This is a genomic window from Mucilaginibacter metallidurans (assembly GCF_003286435.2).
Classification (GTDB): domain Bacteria; phylum Bacteroidota; class Bacteroidia; order Sphingobacteriales; family Sphingobacteriaceae; genus Mucilaginibacter; species Mucilaginibacter gossypii.
Genome location: NZ_CP043449.1, coordinates 559301 through 577080 on the forward strand (window position 1 = coordinate 559301; position 17780 = coordinate 577080).

Annotated in this window: 18 protein-coding genes; 12 read left to right on the top strand and 6 right to left on the bottom strand. The window is 43.8% G+C overall.

Features of this window, described 5'->3' with window-relative positions; all coding sequences use genetic code 11:
* Positions 1-9: 9 nt before the first annotated feature.
* The 11 genes from DIU38_RS02625 (at position 10) to DIU38_RS02665 (ending at position 10189) form a co-directional block, all read left to right on the top strand.
* Entirely contained in the window at positions 10-2394 is a 2385-nt protein-coding gene (locus DIU38_RS02625; protein ID WP_112653791.1) for a heavy metal translocating P-type ATPase, read from the top strand.
* The gene (gene ccoS, locus DIU38_RS02630; protein WP_244311252.1) at positions 2391-2507 is read left to right on the top strand and encodes a cbb3-type cytochrome oxidase assembly protein CcoS; all 117 of its coding nucleotides are present in this window, start codon (positions 2391-2393) and stop codon (positions 2505-2507) included. The genes DIU38_RS02625 and ccoS overlap by 4 nt, the downstream gene beginning before the upstream one ends.
* A 129-nt stretch (positions 2508-2636) precedes the next feature.
* Positions 2637-4763: a cytochrome-c oxidase, cbb3-type subunit I gene (gene ccoN, locus DIU38_RS02635; protein WP_091170098.1), complete on the top strand. Its 2127-nt coding sequence runs from the start codon at positions 2637-2639 to the stop codon at positions 4761-4763.
* An 8-nt stretch (positions 4764-4771) separates the two neighbouring features.
* Positions 4772-4963, top strand: coding sequence for a hypothetical protein (locus tag DIU38_RS02640; RefSeq protein WP_091170095.1), 192 nt, complete (start codon positions 4772-4774; stop codon positions 4961-4963).
* The gene (locus DIU38_RS02645; RefSeq protein ID WP_112653790.1) at positions 4960-5868 is read left to right on the top strand and encodes a cbb3-type cytochrome c oxidase N-terminal domain-containing protein; all 909 of its coding nucleotides are present in this window, start codon (positions 4960-4962) and stop codon (positions 5866-5868) included. The genes DIU38_RS02640 and DIU38_RS02645 overlap by 4 nt, the downstream gene beginning before the upstream one ends.
* Positions 5869-5873: 5 nt before the next feature.
* Positions 5874-7247, top strand: coding sequence for a cytochrome c oxidase accessory protein CcoG (gene ccoG, locus DIU38_RS02650; RefSeq protein WP_112653789.1), 1374 nt, complete (start codon positions 5874-5876; stop codon positions 7245-7247).
* A gap of 4 nt (positions 7248-7251) precedes the next feature.
* Positions 7252-7671, top strand: coding sequence for a FixH family protein (locus DIU38_RS02655; RefSeq protein WP_167516062.1), 420 nt, complete (start codon positions 7252-7254; stop codon positions 7669-7671).
* Positions 7668-7823, top strand: coding sequence for a sulfite exporter TauE/SafE family protein (locus DIU38_RS34345; protein WP_262714345.1), 156 nt, complete (start codon positions 7668-7670; stop codon positions 7821-7823). The genes DIU38_RS02655 and DIU38_RS34345 overlap by 4 nt, the downstream gene beginning before the upstream one ends.
* Positions 7796-7918: a sulfite exporter TauE/SafE family protein gene (locus DIU38_RS34350; protein ID WP_262714346.1), complete on the top strand. Its 123-nt coding sequence runs from the start codon at positions 7796-7798 to the stop codon at positions 7916-7918. Before DIU38_RS34345 ends, DIU38_RS34350 begins: the two co-directional genes overlap by 28 nt.
* 32 nt (positions 7919-7950) lie before the next feature.
* On the top strand, positions 7951-8352 hold the full coding sequence (locus DIU38_RS34355; protein WP_262714347.1) for a sulfite exporter TauE/SafE family protein: 402 nt from the start codon (positions 7951-7953) through the stop codon (positions 8350-8352).
* Between the two features lie 61 nt (positions 8353-8413).
* Entirely contained in the window at positions 8414-10189 is a 1776-nt protein-coding gene (locus DIU38_RS02665) for a hypothetical protein (protein ID WP_112653787.1), read from the top strand.
* 64 nt (positions 10190-10253) lie between these two features.
* Here DIU38_RS02665 and hemN read toward each other — a convergent pair whose 3' ends face one another.
* The 4 genes from hemN to DIU38_RS02685 all read right to left on the bottom strand — a co-directional run bounded on the left by hemN (position 10254) and on the right by DIU38_RS02685 (position 14983).
* Positions 10254-11621, bottom strand: a complete 1368-nt coding sequence (gene hemN, locus DIU38_RS02670; protein ID WP_112653786.1) for an oxygen-independent coproporphyrinogen III oxidase — start codon at positions 11619-11621, stop codon at positions 10254-10256.
* 5 nt (positions 11622-11626) lie between these two features.
* On the bottom strand, positions 11627-12664 hold the full coding sequence (locus DIU38_RS02675; protein WP_112653785.1) for a 2-hydroxyacid dehydrogenase: 1038 nt from the start codon (positions 12662-12664) through the stop codon (positions 11627-11629).
* 82 nt (positions 12665-12746) lie between these two features.
* The gene (locus DIU38_RS02680; protein WP_091170069.1) at positions 12747-13799 is read right to left on the bottom strand and encodes a response regulator; all 1053 of its coding nucleotides are present in this window, start codon (positions 13797-13799) and stop codon (positions 12747-12749) included.
* Positions 13796-14983: a PAS domain-containing sensor histidine kinase gene (locus tag DIU38_RS02685; protein WP_112653784.1), complete on the bottom strand. Its 1188-nt coding sequence runs from the start codon at positions 14981-14983 to the stop codon at positions 13796-13798. The genes DIU38_RS02680 and DIU38_RS02685 overlap by 4 nt, the downstream gene beginning before the upstream one ends.
* A gap of 195 nt (positions 14984-15178) precedes the next feature.
* Between DIU38_RS02685 and DIU38_RS02690 the strand changes: the two genes are divergently transcribed.
* Positions 15179-16156 carry a glycoside hydrolase family 43 protein gene (locus tag DIU38_RS02690; RefSeq protein ID WP_112656548.1) on the top strand — a complete coding sequence of 326 codons (978 nt, stop codon included), beginning with the start codon at positions 15179-15181 and terminating at the stop codon, positions 16154-16156.
* Positions 16157-16398: 242 nt separating this feature from the next.
* Here the strand turns inward: DIU38_RS02690 and DIU38_RS02695 are convergent, their stop codons facing one another.
* Both DIU38_RS02695 and DIU38_RS02700 read right to left on the bottom strand, forming a co-directional pair.
* The gene (locus tag DIU38_RS02695; protein ID WP_112656550.1) at positions 16399-16734 is read right to left on the bottom strand and encodes an L-rhamnose mutarotase; all 336 of its coding nucleotides are present in this window, start codon (positions 16732-16734) and stop codon (positions 16399-16401) included.
* 15 nt (positions 16735-16749) lie between these two features.
* Positions 16750-17766: an aldo/keto reductase gene (locus DIU38_RS02700; protein WP_112656552.1), complete on the bottom strand. Its 1017-nt coding sequence runs from the start codon at positions 17764-17766 to the stop codon at positions 16750-16752.
* Between the last annotated feature and the right edge of the window lie 14 nt (positions 17767-17780).

Here is a 17780-nt window from a genome sequence, read left to right on the forward strand (position 1 = left end):
AGATCATCAATGGCTGTAAATATACTTACCCAAACTACCTGCTACCACTGCGGTAACGATTGTGATAAAGATCATTATGTATTGGATGACAAAGATTTTTGCTGCACGGGCTGTAAAGGTGTTTACAAGGTGCTATCCAATAGTGGGTTATGTAACTATTACAGCTATAATGAACATCCCGGCGCAACACGTACCCACGTGGAAAAGCGGTTCGAATACCTTGATGATCCTTCGATCATAGCTGACCTGGTTGATTTTACAGACGAAAACATTACCATATTAACGCTTTATATCCCTTATATCCATTGCAGCTCATGTATTTGGCTGCTTGAGCAGTTGAATAGGTTTAACCCTGCCATTTATTACAGCCGGATTGACTTTTTAAAGAAACAGGTAAACCTGCGCTTTAATAACAAGGAGATAAGTTTAAGACAGGTTGTGGAACTATTGGTTGATATCGGTTATGAGCCACTTATTAACCTCCAGGATGTTATTAAAAAACAACAAACCGGTGCTGGCGATAATCTTGTAAAAAAGATAGCGGTAGCCGGGTTTTGTTTCGGTAATGTGATGCTGCTCAGTTTTCCGGAGTACTTAGGATTATCGGAATATGAGCAAACTTTCAGGCATTTTTTTGGCTGGTTGAATGTGCTGTTTTCGCTGCCGGTTGTTTTTTACAGCGGGAGGGAATATTTCCAATCGGCCTATATAAACCTCCGTAATAAAATATTGAATATCGATTTTCCGCTGGCGCTGGGCATAGCCGTGCTTTTTTTGCGTACGCTGATTGAGGTACTAACCCATGCGGGAGCCGGTTTTGCCGATACGCTTTGCGGACTGGTGTTTTTTTTACTGGTGGGTAAATTTGTTCAGCGAAAAACCTATTACCATATCTCTTTTGAGCGTGACTACCGTTCGTTTTTCCCTGTTGCCATACAGACTGTTGAGAACGGTATTGAAAAGCCGCTGCCCTTATCAGCCCTGAAAGTAGGTCAACGGATCCGCATTCGCAGTAATGAGATTATTCCGGCCGATGCGATATTACTAAATGGCGAAGCGCGGATTGATTTTAGCTTTGTTACCGGCGAGTCAGCTCCCGTGACAAAGGTTTGGGGTGAAGTGGTTTATGCCGGTGGCCGGCAAATGGGCGAAGCTATTGAATTGGAGGTAATTAAACCAGTATCACAAAGCTACCTTACCCAATTGTGGAACAATGAAGCTTTTAGCCGTAGCCAGGACAACCGGATGCAAACCTTTAACCAAAAGGTAAGTAAGTATTTCAGCATTGTTTTACTGGTGATTGCATTGGGTTCATTAGTTTTTTGGCTGCCGGTCGATGTTTACCGTGCCTTTTCGGCATTTACAGCTGTGTTGATTGTTGCCTGCCCTTGTGCATTGGCCTTAAGTACTCCGTTCACTATGTCAGCGGCGCTCAGCGTTTTTGATCGTAATTTTTTCTACCTCAAAAACACCGCCGTTGTTGAACAGCTGGCCCGTATCAATACCATCGTTTTAGATAAAACCGGCACCATTACTATTGGCGGCGAAAACGGTGTAAGCAACAATGCACAGCTAAGCAGTTACGAGGAACAGCTCATATACAGTATTTGTAGTAATTCGGCCCATCCCTTAAGCATTCAGATTTGCGATTACCTCCAGGGGGCGGATAAACTTCGGGTAAGTAATTACCGGGAAATAGCCGGAAAGGGGATTACTGCCTGGGTTGATGGGCATAATGTTCAAGTCGGCAGCCAGTCGTTTTTAACGGGAGGAGTAGATATCGCAAAATCAACTGAAGTACACCTGATGATTAACGGGCGATACGCCGGTTATTTCAGCTTTGCAAACAAGTATCGCGAAGGGCTTGAAGATATTGCGCGGCTGGCCGCGGATTATAAAATTTACTTGTTATCAGGCGATCAGGACCGGGAGCGGAAAAATTTACTGCCTTATTTTGAGGGGGAGGGATATATGCTGTTTAACCAATCGCCGCAGCAAAAGCTTGATTTTATAAAGGCTTTACAGCTGGCCGGTAAAAAGGTAATGATGATAGGTGATGGCTTGAATGATTCGGGTGCTTTAAAACAAAGTGATTTGGGGATAGCTATTACGGATAACGTTAACAATTTTTCGCCCGGCAGCGATGCTATTTTAGATGGGCGTTCGCTCAGGTTGCTGCCTGCATTTCTTAAATTCTCAAAGGATAGTATTACCATTATCCACATCTCGTTTTTTATATCGCTTTGCTATAACCTATTAGGATTAAGCTATGCAGTAAGCGGCAGGCTTTCACCGCTCATAGCGGCCATATTGATGCCTTTAAGTACTGCAACCATTATTTCGTTCACCAGCATAGCAACACACCTCGCCGCTAAAAAAAGAAAATTATCATGAACATTATTTATTTCCTGATCGGGTGCAGCGTGCTGCTTGCACTCGTGTTTTTAGGCGCTTTTTTTTGGGCGCAGCGTAACGGCCAGCATGACGATCTGTATACCCATCGGTAAGAATCCTGCTGGATGATGAACCAACTGATAAAGATAAAAAATGACCAATGTCATTATTCGGGCAAACCGTCATCATTCTGTCGGCGGCAGCCCTCAATACTTTTACACCATCAAATTATTTAATATCATATGCAGCCCGAAAATTTTTACTATGACAACAAGATCGTCCGTAATTTTGGTATCGCCACGGTGATCTGGGGTATAATTGGGATGACCGTAGGCCTCATCGTAGCCATACAATTGTATAGCCCGGGGATGAACATGGGCAACCAATACACTACATTTGGCCGCATCAGGCCCTTACACACCAACGCGGTGATTTTCGCTTTTGTGGGTAACGCTATTTTTATGGGTGTTTACTATTCATTACAGCGGCTGTTAAAAGCGCGGATGTTTAGTGATGCCCTTAGTCAAATTCACTTTTGGGGCTGGCAGCTCATCATTGTTTCGGCTGTTATTACGTTGCCCTTGGGTTTAACCACCTCGCATGAATATGCCGAACTTGAATGGCCAATAGATATTGCCATTACCCTTATCTGGGTGGTGTTTGGCATTAATATGTTTGGAACCATATTTAAACGCCGCGAACGGCATTTATATGTTGCCATATGGTTTTACATAGCCACCTTTGTCACCATAGCCGTATTGCACATTGTAAATTCATTTGAACTGCCGGTATCAGCCTTTAAAAGCTACATGGTATATGCCGGCGTACAGGATGCACTGGTACAATGGTGGTATGGCCACAATGCGGTGGCATTTTTCCTGACCACCCCATATCTGGGCATGATGTATTACTTTTTGCCCAAAATGGCCAACAGGCCTATCTATTCCTATAAGTTAAGTATTCTGCACTTTTGGGCGCTCATTTTTATATATATCTGGGCTGGCCCGCACCATTTACTGTACACCACGCTTCCCGGTTGGGCGCAGTCATTAGGTGTGGCCTTTTCTATTATGCTGTTAGCACCAAGCTGGGGCGGCATGATCAATGGCTTGCTCACCTTGCGGGGGGCCTGGGATAAAGTTCGTGACGACGTGATTCTGAAGTTTATGGTAGTTGGCCTAACTGCTTATGGTATGGCCACTTTTGAAGGCCCTATGCTTTCATTAAAACAGGTGAACGCCATAGGCCACTTTACCGATTGGATAATTGCCCACGTACACGTTGGCGCTTTGGGCTGGAACGGCTTTTTAACCTTTGCCATCCTTTACTGGCTTATTCCGCGTATTTATAAAACGCAGTTATATTCAAAAAAAATGGCCTCGTTCCATTTTTGGATAGGCACGCTCGGGATCCTGTTTTACGCCATACCAATGTATTGGGCCGGTTTTACCCAGGGTTTAATGCTTAAAGAGTTTACACCCGAGGGGATACTGAAATATCCCGCTTTTCTGGAAACAACGATGCGCATATTGCCTATGCATGTTATGCGTTCTGTAGGCGGTGGATTATACCTGCTGGGCGTTATTGTAATGGCATATAACCTTTGCCGCACCGCGCTGCAGGGCAAACTCGTTGCAAATGAGCCTGCCCAGGCTATGCCGTTGCCTGCTTTAAGCACAACCGGGCATGAAGAAACATGGCACCGGGTATTGGAACGCCGACCAATACAAATGATGATAGCCGCATTGCTGGTTATACTGGTAGGTACTTTTATTGAGTTGATGCCAACGCTAACCATATCATCTAATATCCCCACGATAGCGGCGGTAAAACCTTATACTCCGCTTGAGTTGCAGGGACGTGACCTTTATATCAGAGAGGGCTGCTCAAACTGCCACTCACAAACGGTAAGGCCTTTCCGCTCAGAAACCGAGCGCTATGGCGAATACAGCAAGGCGGGCGAATTTGTTTATGATCACCCGTTTTTATGGGGATCAAAACGTACCGGGCCCGACCTGGCGCGCGAGGGCGGCAAATACGGCAATGCCTGGCACTATAACCACTTGATGGACCCACGCCTCATGTCGCCGGGGAGTATTATGCCAAATTATGATTGGCTGTTAACCCAAAACCTTGATACGGCTACCACAGCCGCCAAAATAAAGGCCATGCGCACACTGGGTGTCCCATATCCCGAAGGATATGAAAAAATAGCCAACAACGATCTTAGTAAACAGGAAAAAGAAATTGCCGATAACCTGTATAACGATCATATAAAGGTTAAAAACAATAAAGAAATAGTAGCCTTGATAGCTTACCTGCAACGTTTGGGTACCGATATCAAAGCAAGCAAAACCGCCGCTAAATAACAAAAGCAATGTTTAAGCAATTTACAGAACACATTTCGGGTGCCCAGGGTTACCTGTTATTTTCTCTGGGGATCTTCCTCGTATTTTTTATTGTAGTAGCTATCCTGCTTTTCAGGCTCAGGAAACAGCATGTAGATCATATGCGTAATCTGCCTTTGAAGGATAGTCATGGTGAATCCCTTAATTCTTACAACTTATGAAATACCGCCGCCTGTTAATTTTACTTGTATTGATGATACCGTTACAACCGGCAATGGCCGCCGATGACAGCCTGATACCGGGCGATTTGATGAACGAGATAGGGTATGGAGCAATTATAGCCATGCTGGCATTGTTTATTGTAGCCATGCTGGTATTGCTCAGGGCGCTTAGGGTATTGACAAAAATAACGCTCCGGGCGCAGGGGTATACAGAAGAGCAGATCATAGCGGAGATGAAACCCGTCAAAAAAGTTAAAAAGCCTAAAACAGAGGTTTGGAACAAATTACTGTCGCTAAGACCGATGTCTGAAGAAAAGGAGCTGATCATAGCACATGATTATGACGGTATCCAGGAGCTTAATAATCCTGTTCCTGGCTGGTTCAGCTACCTGTTTTATATCACCATTATTTTTGCAATTGGTTACATACTCATTTATCATGTATTTGGTGTTGGGCAGTTGCAATATGATGAATATAAAACGGAGATGGCCCAGGCAGACATTGCCAAAAAAGAATACCTGAGCAAAGCCGCTAACCGGGTTGACGAAACCACAGTTAAACTCGTTACCGATCAGGCTGTACTGGCTTCAGGGCAGGCGGTTTTTAAACAAAGCTGCGTTCCTTGTCATGGCGATCACGCGCAAGGGGTAGTTGGCCCCAACCTTACCGATGACTACTGGCTGCACGGCGGTAAGATCAATGATGTATTTAAAACCATAAAATACGGCGTACAGGCCAAAGGGATGCCCAATTGGGAGAAACAGTTATCGCCCAAGCAAATCTCGGATGTGGCAAACTATATAAAATCATTGCATGGCAGCAATCCGGCTAATCCTAAAGAACCGCAGGGCGAAAAAGATGCAGATGACGTTGCGGCAAAAGGCAAAAAGATAGCAAAAATATAACGATTATGGACGGCTTACTGGCGGCAAAAGAAAACGGGAAAAGGCAGTGGATGTATCCGCTGGTACGTAAAGGCAGGTTTTATAAATGGAGAAGCTGGTTAAGCTATTTTTATCTCATTTTCTTTTTTGCCGGGCCGTTTTTACGAATCAATGGCCAGCCGTTGTTGCTGCTCAATGTGATAGACCGGCAATTTGTACTGCTGGGGCAGGTGTTTTGGCCGCAGGATATTTTTCTGTTCATGCTGGCTTCGCTTGTTTTTTTGGTTTGCGTGGTAATATTTACTATTGCTTTTGGTCGTATTTTCTGCGGTTGGATCTGCCCGCAAACCATATTTATGGAAATGGTTTTCAGAAAGATAGAGATTTGGATAGAAGGGGATGCCAATAAGCGTAAAAAGCTTGACGCGGGCGCCTGGACACGGGAAAAAATCATCAAAAAAACAGCCAAACATGCTTTGTTTGTATTGGTATCCTTTCTTATCGCCAACACTTTCCTTGCTTATATCATTGGCAGCGAAAGCCTTGTTAAAATTATTGTTGAGCCTGTTACAGCCCACTGGGTTGGTTTTATCAGTATATGGGTATTCACCATTGTATTTTATTTGATTTACAGCCAGGTACGTGAGCTGGTTTGCACATTGATATGCCCTTACGGGCGTTTACAAAGTGTATTGATTGATGAGCATACTTTAGTAGTAGCTTATGACGATGTGCGTGGCGAACCACGGGGCAAGTTAAGCCGTAACGCGGACCCCTTTAACCTTAAAGGCGATTGCGTTGATTGCAGCCTGTGCGTTGCTGTTTGTCCTACAGGTATTGATATTCGTAAAGGAACTCAAATTGAATGTATCAACTGTACTGCCTGTATAGATGCCTGCGACCAGGTAATGGACAAGATAGGAAAGCCCCGCAACCTGATTGGCTACTTCTCCGAAAATATGATCAGGCTGAAAGAAAAGCCCTCGTTTACCGGGCGCATGATGGGATATACCGCGGTAATAACCGTGCTGGTGGCTGTACTTGGTTATTTTATTTTCAGCCGGAGCGATATGGATATCACCGTTATGCGCAGTGCGGGAATGCTTTATCAGCAACAGCCGGGCGGCTACATCAGTAATATTTATAATGCCGAAATCATTAATAAAACCAATCAGGATAAAGTGATCAGGATAGGGGCGGATGATCCGGCTGTTAAGATCAGTTATATCCAGGCGCCCGGACCGGTTGCAAAGGGCGGATCGGCTAAAACGGTGTTTTTTGTCATGCTCCCTGCATCAAAAGTACATGCCGCCAAAACTACCATTAAACTGAACTTGTTGCTTGGCGGTAAGGTGGTTCAATCTGTTAAAACCAATTTTATAGCACCAACAAATGATTAAGCATATGAACTGGGGAAAAGGAATAGTAATAGGCATGCTGGCTTTTATGAGTTACATTGTAGCCATGGGCGTTGCCATGTTCAGGCAGCCCGACGATGTCGATCCGCATTATTACGAAAAAGGGCTTGCGTTTAATGCCGATTATGATAAAGAGAAGCAAGTACTTAGCGATAAAGCACAGCCATCAATCAGCATTAACAACAATATCCTTTTAGTAAAGTTTACAGGTCTGGTAAAGGGAACAGCAGATTTGAAGCGCCCGGATGACGGCAAAATGGACAAACATATCAACCTGGAGAGCAACCTGGCCGGTAATGTTAATATTCCGCTGACTGATGTAAAGCCAGGTAGGTGGCAGCTGGTTTTTAATTGGGAAAGCAACGGCAAAAAATACCTGTATACCAAGGAAATATTTATACCATGAGCACCAGTCAAATCGCTTTTTTTATAGGCTTGTTTGGCAGTGTTCACTGTATAGGAATGTGCGGCCCGCTCGCCTTCGCTATCCCATTAACCACAGTAGCTTTTGGCTGCTCTTGTGGGATAAGTTGGTATATAACCTTGGGCGTACTATAAGTTACGCAACCCTCGGGTTAATAACCGGGCTTATCGGTAAGCAATTATGGCTTTCAGGTTTGCAGCAGGGGGTAAGCATCATTAGCGGATACTGATCCTGCTGGCGGCCGGTTCAAGATTGTGGAAGTTGAAAATTAGTAACAAAAGTACTGGTAACTGGCTGCTGAAGCCTTTTAATGCGTTGCTTACTTACGCGTTACAGCATCGGGCCGGCCATTTGGCCATAGGCTTGTTAAACGGCTTTTTACCCTGCGGTTTTGTTTACCTGGCGCTAATAGGTGCGGTAAACACTTCGTCAGTGGGTGCTTCCGTGCAATATATGATTTGGTTTGGTTTGGGTACCCTGCCTTTAATGCTGGCAGTCACTGTTGGCAGTGGATTTGTTAACCAGGGCATCCGAAGAAAGATGAACAGGGTGGTTCCCTATTTTATGCTATGCCTTGGCGCCTGGTTTTTACTGCGCGGGCTCGCACTTGATATTCCTTATCTGAGCCCGCCATCGGCCAGCGGAACTGTTATTTGTAAGTAACACCGTAGGCAGATTGATGAGCCTCATGTTTATTCTAAATACATAATATTAAATTAATTATATGCACAGCTTTCATATACCTGTTTTAGGTTTGGGATACTCTGTTGATACACCGCTAAAAGTGGCCCGGTACGGTATCTCGTCCGTTGTTTCAATTGTTGATGATGAACTCGTTGAGCGTATGCGGCAGTATCATTCAACTCAAAATGGTTTGCCATTTACGCCTATTTTAAAAAGCGGCCCCGACAGCCGTTCAAAACGGATTACAGCCTATCTTAATTTATTAAACGAACTGGTAAATAGGCAGTTTGAAGAACTTAAACAAATGCCATTTAACCAGGGAATGGACATCGACCGTTACTTTAACCTATTACCTGAGGCTTCGGCTTCAAAGCAGGGTTACGAACTGATGAACGAGTATCCTGAGGGGGAACGTAAACAGATCTTTCAAGATCTTTTGCGCGCCAGAATGAACAAAGGCGCTATTGATGTAAATATCATGGCTAAAGTTGATAAAATGAACTTTGACGCAGACGGCAATTATACCGGCGATACCCATACCGACGCGCTTGCTGCTTTAAAAGGCTTTGCTGAAAGCGATCTGGATTCATCAGTGGTACTTTCGGCGGGAATGAACCCGAGGCTGTACAGTTACCTGGAAACTTTTAAGTGTTTTTATCCTGATGGCAATAACGAGCTTCGTAAACGGATCGTTTTAAAGGTGAGCGATTTTCGTTCGGCGCTGATCCAGGCTAAGTTTTTAGCAAAGAAGGGGCTGTGGGTATCAGAGTTCAGGATTGAATCGGGCCTGAATTGTGGAGGGCATGCTTTTGCTACTGATGGCCTGCTGCTCGGGCCCATCCTGGAAGAGTTTAAACTGAAAAGGGAAAATATGATACGCGAGCTGCTTGACCTCTATCAACCTGCACTTGCCGAAAGGGGGTTTACAGAGGCCAATCCGGCACAAAAGATCAGCGTACAGGGTGGGATAGGCACTATGCAGGAAGATGTTTTTTTGCGGGAGCATTATCAGATGGATGCTACCGGTTGGGGCAGTCCGTTCCTGCTGGTACCAGAGGCCACCAATGTTGATGAACATACGCTGCAACAATTGGCGGGCGCCGGCCATGATGATTTTTATGTAAGCTCGTCATCCCCGCTGGGTATCCTGTTCAATAACTTCAGCAAAAGCTCGGGCGAAGAGCAAAGACTTAGCAGGATAGCAAATGGCAGGCCGGGCAGTCCCTGCAATAAAAAATATTTAGTATCAAATACCGAGTTTACCGAACATCCAATTTGCACAGCATCACGTGAGTACCAGCATTTGAAAATAAAGCAGCTAAAACACAGTGAGCTTCCGGCAGCTGAAATTCAAAAACAGATAGATGCTGTTACCGAAAAGGTTTGCTTATGCGAAGGGCTTTGTGCATCTGCTTATATCAAAAACGATATTCTGAAAGCCCGGGAAAACAAGGCGGTAACCATTTGCCCTGGACCAAATATCGCCTTCTTTTCAGGGGTTTATACGCTTGATGATATGGTTAGCCATATCTATGGGCATATCAACTTGCTTGAGGCAACAACCCGCCCTAATATGTTTATCAATGAGCTAAACCTTTATATCGATTACCTTAAAAAGGACATTTCGGGCTATGTAGCAAACCTCAACGAAAAGAAAGGAAAATACCTGCTCAAATTTAAAGACCAATTACAGCAGGGCATCACATACTATAAACAGCTGATCCCGCAAATAAGCAACCAAACCCAGGATTACCTGGAGCGGATGCTGAAGGACCTGCTCTTATCAGAAGAGAAACTGCAATTGCTAAATATCTAAAACAAAGAAACCGGGAATCAATCCCGGTTTCTTTGTTTAACTGATAGTTGGTTTTGTCAAAGCCTTATCCAGTCATGCTGAATAACTGCGTAGTAGGCTTGTCGGCCCATAGGCGGGCATCAAGCGCCATACATATATTGCGTAAAAAGCGTTTACCCATGGGGGTAACAGTAATGCACCATGAATTTAATTCAACCAGCCCGTCCTGCTCAAATTGGCGCATACGTTCCAGCCCCTCTAAAAAAGCTTCACTTGTTTCATTATGCAGGTTCCAGCAGGTTTTGCCGTTACACATGATATTTAAAATATGCCTGCGAATGCTCAGGTCATCGGCCGTAAGCATATGTCCTTTAAATACCGGTAGCTGGCCGGCGTTAACCAATTGCAGGTATTCCTCTACTTTTTTTACATTTTGGGCAAAGGCATACCAGCTATCGCTTATGGAAGATACGCCCAAACCAATCATTAATTGGGTATATTGATGGGTGTAACCCATGAAATTACGGTGCAGCGTACCATTTTGTTCGGCTAAGTAAAGGCTATCCGTGGGCAAGGCGAAATGGTCCATACCAATTTCATGATAACCCAATGCTGTAAATAATTCGCGTCCGCATTCATACAAAGCCCTTTTTTCATTGGCATCGGGCAGGTCATTTTCGGTAAAACGGCGTTGGCCGGGTTTTATCCAGGGTACATGGGCATAACTGTAAAAAGCGATCCTATCGGGCATTAATTTCGCCACCTGGGCAATGGTATCCTTTAGCCCGTTGATGGTTTGAAGCGGGAGGCCATATATCAGATCGAAATTAACGGATGTATATCCGATCCGCCGGGCTTGCTGCGTAACCAGTTTTACCAGTTCAAAACTCTGGATCCGGTTAATGATAAACTGAACCCTCGGGTCAAAATCCTGGATGCCAAGGCTTATCCTCCTGAAACCAAGATTGTATAAAACCTGTAAATGATCAACAGTTGTATTGGCGGGGTGCGCCTCAAAACTAAACTCGGCCCGGGGATGAATAGTTGATGAATTTAATATACCATTGATCAGTATGGCCAGGTGTTCGGGTTTAAAAAATGTAGGTGTGCCGCCGCCAAGGTGTATTTCCCTGATAACGGGTTTGCTTTCAAAGGTATTGACGTACATGGCCCATTCCATTAAAACAGCTTTAATGTACGGCTCTTCTACCCGGTGGTTTTTGGTGATGCGGGTGTTACAACCGCAATAGGTACACAGGCTTTCGCAAAATGGCAGGTGAATATACAGGCTGATCCCGTCACGATCGTTACTCTCCTTAAAAGAAAGCGATACTGATTTTCGCCATTCCTCTTCGTCGAAGTTTTCAATGTTCCAATAAGGTACCGTAGGGTAACTGGTATAACGGGGAGCAGCAACGTTGTATTTATCAATAAGGTGCTGGGGAATTTTCATAAATATTAAGCTTTGGTAGTATCAACCGTTGATAGCTCACCGGTCGCTTTGCAGTTTTTTGCACACACACACGCATTTCCAACGCACTTTTTAGCCTGCCACTGATCAAGATTTTTTATGGTTTGATTAGCAATTTGCTGTAATGCCTCACTGGTTAAAAAAGCCTGATGGGGGGTGATGAGGACATTTTTAAAGGTCATCAGTTTTTCTAGCAAAGGGTCCCTATCGGTATCATGTTGATGCTGCTCAAAAAACAGGCCTTTTTCTTTTTCATAAACATCAAGTCCTAAATAACCTATTTTACCGGTTTCAACGGCCTGTAATGCTGCTTCAGTATCAATTAACCCTCCCCGCGAAGTATTCAGGAGCATGACTCCATCTTTCATCAAAGCAAGGGTCTCATTATTTATCATATGATAGTTTTCGGGGCAGAGGGGGGCATGTAATGAAATTATATCGGCAGTAGCAAGCAGGTCATTCATAGCCACTTGTTCAATTCCTGGCAAGTTTGATTTGGCAAGCGGATCGTATCCAATAACACGACAGCCAAAGCCGTTAAAGATAGCGGCAGTCGCCTGCCCGGTATGTCCCAAGCCAATAATGCCAACTGTTTTGCCGTATAAATTAAACCCCATGAGGCCATTCAGCCTGAAATCAAACAGGTGGCTATGGGCGTTTGATTCGGTTAAATGCCTGTTTAGGGCAAGTGCCATGGCAACGGTATGTTCGGCAATAGCCTGCGGCGAGTATTCAGGTACGTTGGCCAGTTTTATGTTGCGCAAAGCTGCTGTTTCCTTATCGATATGATCTGTACCAACCGACCGGGTAGCAATATATTTAACGCCAAGATCGGCCAGTTGGTTGATAACATAGGCAGATACATCGTCATTGGTAAAAACAACCACCGCTTCCTTACCTTCGGCATAAACCGCGGTTTCAGAATTTAACGGGTTAGAGATAAGGGTAATATCATGTTTTTTTTGGTTCGCTCTGGCCAAAAATTCCTTTTCGAACGCCTTGATACTGTAAGCTACAACTTTCATCTATACACATTTATATTAAACAAAACTACCTGGCTGGCATCATCAAAACCATGAGCGCGGTCAGTGATAAAAATGACCTTTATCAGTTTCTCATTTTTACCAGTTTGTTAAGGTCTGTTATATTGATGGTTGCACCTTTCTTTTCTATCAGGCCTTCCTCTTTAAAATCAGAAAGCGTACGGCTTACCGTTTCGGTAGCCATACCGGCCATTGATGCCATTTCTTCCCTTGATATTTTAAATTCCTGCGTTTCGCCGTTTTGCTTGTTCAGCCTTACCAATACCTGCGCCAGCCGTTTCCTTACCGAATGGTAGGCCAGCTCGATTAGTTGTTCTTCCTTTTCTTTGATATTGTTTGACAGTATTTTCAAAAATTGCCGGCCAACGTCGGGATACCGGTCAAGCATGGTTAAAACGGTATCTTTCGGCAGCAGGCATATGGCCGCGTCTTCGGTTGCTTCGGCAGTTTCGCCGTAAGCATCATCAAGCAGCAGGGCATGTACGCCAAGGTAGTCGTCGGCTTTGTATAAGCCGGTCATCAGTTCCCTGCCGTCTTCGGCCAGTTTAAATGTTTTTATGCTGCCTTCCATCACCAGGTAAATTCCTTGCGGGCTATCCCCGTCATAAAATAATACTTGTTTTTTTCTTATCTGCCTTATTTTTCTACTGGCTATCAGTGCGTTTAATTCGGCTGCTCCGTTGCGCGAATTGATGGCCAGGTGCTCTATTTTTTGCAGCGACCTGCTAAAAAATGCCTGTTGTTTTTCTTTTTTGCTCAACCTGCTATCAATGGCATTAAGCAATTCTATATCGTCAAAAGGTTTGGTCAGATAATCATCGGCACCCATTTCCATGCCTTTTCTAAAGTCAACCCGTTCGGCTTTCGCGGTTAAAAATATAAAGGGTATATTATCCGTTTCGGGCGATTTGCTGAGCATGAATAATACGCCATACCCGTCAAGCTCGGGCATCATGATATCGCACAAAATAAGGTCCGGTTTATGCTTTATAGCTAAGTCGACACCAATTTTGCCGTTGCCGGCCTGCAATACCAGGTAGCCGGAAAGCTCCAGTATTTCGGCGGTGCTTTCCCTTATATCGGTATTGTCTTCAATAATGAGGATACTTTTTTTCATGATTGCGAAAATGTGAGCGTGAATGATGTTCCGTAATTAACTTTGCTTTCAAATTGCACCGTGCCGTTGATCAGGCTAACGTAGCGCGCTACTATATTAAGGCCGAGACCAGTACCTGATATATTGCCGGTATTATGTGCCCTGAAAAACGCTTCAAACAAGTGCTTCTGGTCATTTTCAGGGATTCCTATACCATTATCCTTAACCACAACAACCAACTGATCGCTGGCTACCTCCGTGTTAAATTCAATAAAGGTATTTTCGCCCGAGTATTTGATGGCGTTGCTGATCAGGTTAATGATGCAGTTTTTTAATAATGCGGGATCCAATTTAAAAACACTGGTAGTACCGGTATGCTGATAAATGATATTTTGGTTTTGTTTGGCTACCAGTTGCATTTCTTCTGTTATTTCCTCGCCAAATTTTACCAGGTTAAATTCGGTAAATACGGGCTCGACCTTGCCGGCTTCGAGTTTTTCGAGCGACAGAAAATCATTCAGGATACCCGTAAGGTTACCTACCGACGTTTTTATTTTGGCGATGTGTTTGCTGATGTTAGGATTGCTAAACTCCTGCGCATATTTTTCAACAAGAATGGCCGATAACTGGATGCTGCTCAGAGGGGTCCTGAATTCATGCGAGGCCATTGATACAAAACGGCTTTTCATCTGTCCAAGTTCTTTTTCTTTCTCTAATGACAGGCTAACTTCTTCTTTAGCCTGCAGCAACTCGCTTACCGAATGCTTTAAAGAAATTGTACGCTCCTCAACAAGCTCTTCTAAATGGACGGCGTAGTCCTTTAATCTTTCTTCTGCCTCCTTTTCGCGTGTGAGGTCATGAATAAAACCGGTATAGATTTTTCGGCCTGAAAACTGTACTTCACTTACCCCCAGGCGGAAAGGAAATACGGAGCCATCTTTTTTTAAACCCTTAACTTCGCGGCCAAAACCTATAATGTGCGCCTTGCCTGTGTTTTGATAACGGTTTATATAACCATCGTGCAGATCTTTATCGGGCGGGGGCATTAAAACAGATACATTTTTACCAATTACTTCGCCGGGACTGTATTGAAACAGATTACATGCTGCCGGATTGATAGATTCGATAATTCCGTGGCTGTTTATGGTAATAATGCCGTCTATGGCATTTTCAATAATTGCTTTTAGCAGCGCGGCATTCTCCATCAGCGTTTCCTTGTTTAATGACAAAGATCACGAATGGATTTAGTCTTCAATATGATGTGCCTCACCATAAAAAGTGATCACAATCACTTTTTATGGTGAGGCACCAAGTAAAAGGATGGTTGAGTGTAGAGCAACCATCCTTTTTTTACCTATTTTTAAACTCTATTCGATCTGTTAAAATAGAAAACAAAATATATGAAGTATACGGTACTGATCCTGATCTTATCCATGTTTTTCAATAACGAGGCACGGTCGCAAAACATGATTTCGGGCGAAGACTTTAAGGACACTGACGGAAATCAGATTAATGCTCATGGGGCAGGGGCGCTTTATTATAATGAGACATATTACCTGTTTGGCGAAATCAAAAAAGGTAAAACCTGGCTGGTCCCCGGGCAAAGCTGGGAAGATTACCGGGTCCCTGCAGGCGGGGTATCGTGTTATTCGTCTACAGATCTGAAACATTGGAAAAATCTCGGAACTGCATTAAGATCTGTGACAGGTGACCCGTCAAATGACCTGGATACCGGTAGGGTAATTGAACGGCCTAAGGTGCTTTACAATGAGAAGACCAATAAATTTGTGATGTGGTTCCATAATGACAGAAATGATTATCAGGATTCAAAGGCCGGTATTGCCATAAGCGATTCGCCCGAGGGGCCATATACGTACCTGGGCAGTATCAAACCAAACAATCAAATGCTTAGGGACATGACACTTTTTAAGGATATCGATCGCAAAGCCTACGTTGTTTATTCATCCGAAGATAACAACACTATGCATGTTTGCCTGCTGACAGATGATTATTTGAAGCCAACGGAACATTATACCAGGATTCTGATCGACAGAAACCGCGAAAGCCCGGCACTTTTCAAAAATAACGGCAAATATTTCCTGATCACTTCGGGATGCTCAGGTTGGAGCCCCAATGCGGCATCTTATGCAACTGCCAATAGTATCATGGGGCCGTGGACTGAGATAGGCAACCCCTGCAGCGGTACCAATGCAGAACAAACGTTCTTTGCACAGGGAAATTATGTTTTGCCGATAAACGGAAAACCTTCAAATTTTATCTTCATGGGAGATCTGTGGAATAAACTTGACCTGGAGAAATCCGGTTATCTGTGGATTCCTTTTGAGGTAATAGACGGCGAAGTGAAAATAAATAACTGATGTGGTGATGACGATAAATTGGTGTTTAGTCCTTAGCCGAAAGTCATAAACACTAAGTAACCCAATAGCTGAAAACGGGAAAGACAGCTATAATTTCCGTCTTTCCCGTTATATGCCCGGAATCGGGAGTTGCGTTATGGTTTTAATTTATTTTAAGTCCGTATCTTATGTTGGTGATTGAACGTTGCGCAATGAATCGTTTATCCCTGTTTTTTGCAATATTATCTGTATATCACCCGTGCTTAAAGTTTAAAAATCTGTTTCATGATCACCCATTTTTCTCCTTCTTTTGCCCAAGGGAGGGGCTGTTGAAATAGCCACATAAGTTGCTCCCATTCCTGTACTTTAGGATTTAGCGCATCCATTTCTTCTTTTTTCTTTGACTCAAAATGGTCGCTCGTTTCCATGATCATAAACAACCGGTTTCCCGTGCGATAGATCTGCATATCCAGAATTTCCGCGTCCAGTATGCTTTTGCGTACTTCCGGCCAGCTATTTTCAGCCTTATGCCAATGTTCATATTCCGCTATCAATTGCGGATCATCCTTTAAATCGAGGGCCAAACAGTATCTTTTCATAGTGAGATTAAATTTTTACAGATAGGCGGAAGCGTAAGATTCGTCAACTAAGCCATATTCTTTCATTTCTTTCCAAAATTGTGTTGGGATCTTTAATGAAGCCAGCGAAATATTTTGTGCAACCCTATTGGGATTTGTGGTATTCAGGGCGATACTTTTAACGCCTGGACCATTTAACCCAAAAGCCACGCAGGCATCCGCCGGTTTTATTTTATAATTTTCACATAAGCGATAAAACAACTCTCGCCAACGATGTAAATGTTTGTCTTTTACAGGATCAGTTAACCGATAGTTATAATAATCAGACCCGGTTAAAAAGCCGCCGTTAAAAACGGCGGAATTAATGATCAAAGTTCCTTGCTTTTCAAGCTCCTGCATAAATTCAATTAATTCTGGCGGATGGCTATGAATTGTCATGCTATTGGCGATCATTACCCAATCCAATTTTACATCCTGCGTTATCATTTTGATGATCCGCCAGTCTTTCGAACCTACACCAATACCTTTTACTTTGCCATTGCGTTTTAATTCAATCAATGCCCGGTAAGCGTCCAATATGTCCCGGTAGCGTTGTGCTTGTTCCTGTTTATCTTTTGCTGCATTAAGGTATTCATCGGGGTCATGTACAGATACCAGTTGTGCACGATAATTGCCCAGCAACTCATTTCCCTGTTCATAACATTCCAGGATGCCTTCATAACTTATTCGCTGAACGGCGTCATATTTCAGGTCGCGCCAAACACCCGGTTCAAAAGTAGGTTCGGGACTTTTTAACGCCGTACGCAGCCAGCCCAATTTATTACTGATCAGTACCTCCGATGGGGAGACATTTAGTATTGCCAAAGCCTTTCCCAATGATTCGAGCGCGAGCCCCGCGCCGTATTTCCCTGCTGAGTCAAATACAGCCGGTTTAGGAGAATGCCTGATACTTTCGGCAACAATAGCACATTTAACATCGTCTGGAAGTGCTACATATAAATTTCCTAATCCGCTGGTTCCAAAAATTACTTTAGGTAAATTAATTTCCTGCATATTGAAAATGGAAA

Coding starts and splice junctions, on each gene's coding strand:
- DIU38_RS02625 (WP_112653791.1), top strand. CDS start 10: ATGGCTGTAAATATACTTACCCAAACTACCTGCTACCACTGCGGTAAC.
- ccoS (WP_244311252.1), top strand. CDS start 2,391: ATGAACATTATTTATTTCCTGATCGGGTGCAGCGTGCTGCTTGCACTC.
- ccoN (WP_091170098.1), top strand. CDS start 2,637: ATGCAGCCCGAAAATTTTTACTATGACAACAAGATCGTCCGTAATTTT.
- DIU38_RS02640 (WP_091170095.1), top strand. CDS start 4,772: ATGTTTAAGCAATTTACAGAACACATTTCGGGTGCCCAGGGTTACCTG.
- DIU38_RS02645 (WP_112653790.1), top strand. CDS start 4,960: ATGAAATACCGCCGCCTGTTAATTTTACTTGTATTGATGATACCGTTA.
- ccoG (WP_112653789.1), top strand. CDS start 5,874: ATGGACGGCTTACTGGCGGCAAAAGAAAACGGGAAAAGGCAGTGGATG.
- DIU38_RS02655 (WP_167516062.1), top strand. CDS start 7,252: ATGAACTGGGGAAAAGGAATAGTAATAGGCATGCTGGCTTTTATGAGT.
- DIU38_RS34345 (WP_262714345.1), top strand. CDS start 7,668: ATGAGCACCAGTCAAATCGCTTTTTTTATAGGCTTGTTTGGCAGTGTT.
- DIU38_RS02665 (WP_112653787.1), top strand. CDS start 8,414: ATGCACAGCTTTCATATACCTGTTTTAGGTTTGGGATACTCTGTTGAT.
- hemN (WP_112653786.1), bottom strand. CDS start 11,621: ATGAAAATTCCCCAGCACCTTATTGATAAATACAACGTTGCTGCTCCC.
- DIU38_RS02675 (WP_112653785.1), bottom strand. CDS start 12,664: ATGAAAGTTGTAGCTTACAGTATCAAGGCGTTCGAAAAGGAATTTTTG.
- DIU38_RS02680 (WP_091170069.1), bottom strand. CDS start 13,799: ATGAAAAAAAGTATCCTCATTATTGAAGACAATACCGATATAAGGGAA.
- DIU38_RS02685 (WP_112653784.1), bottom strand. CDS start 14,983: ATGGAGAATGCCGCGCTGCTAAAAGCAATTATTGAAAATGCCATAGAC.
- DIU38_RS02690 (WP_112656548.1), top strand. CDS start 15,179: ATGAAGTATACGGTACTGATCCTGATCTTATCCATGTTTTTCAATAAC.
- DIU38_RS02695 (WP_112656550.1), bottom strand. CDS start 16,734: ATGAAAAGATACTGTTTGGCCCTCGATTTAAAGGATGATCCGCAATTG.
- DIU38_RS02700 (WP_112656552.1), bottom strand. CDS start 17,766: ATGCAGGAAATTAATTTACCTAAAGTAATTTTTGGAACCAGCGGATTA.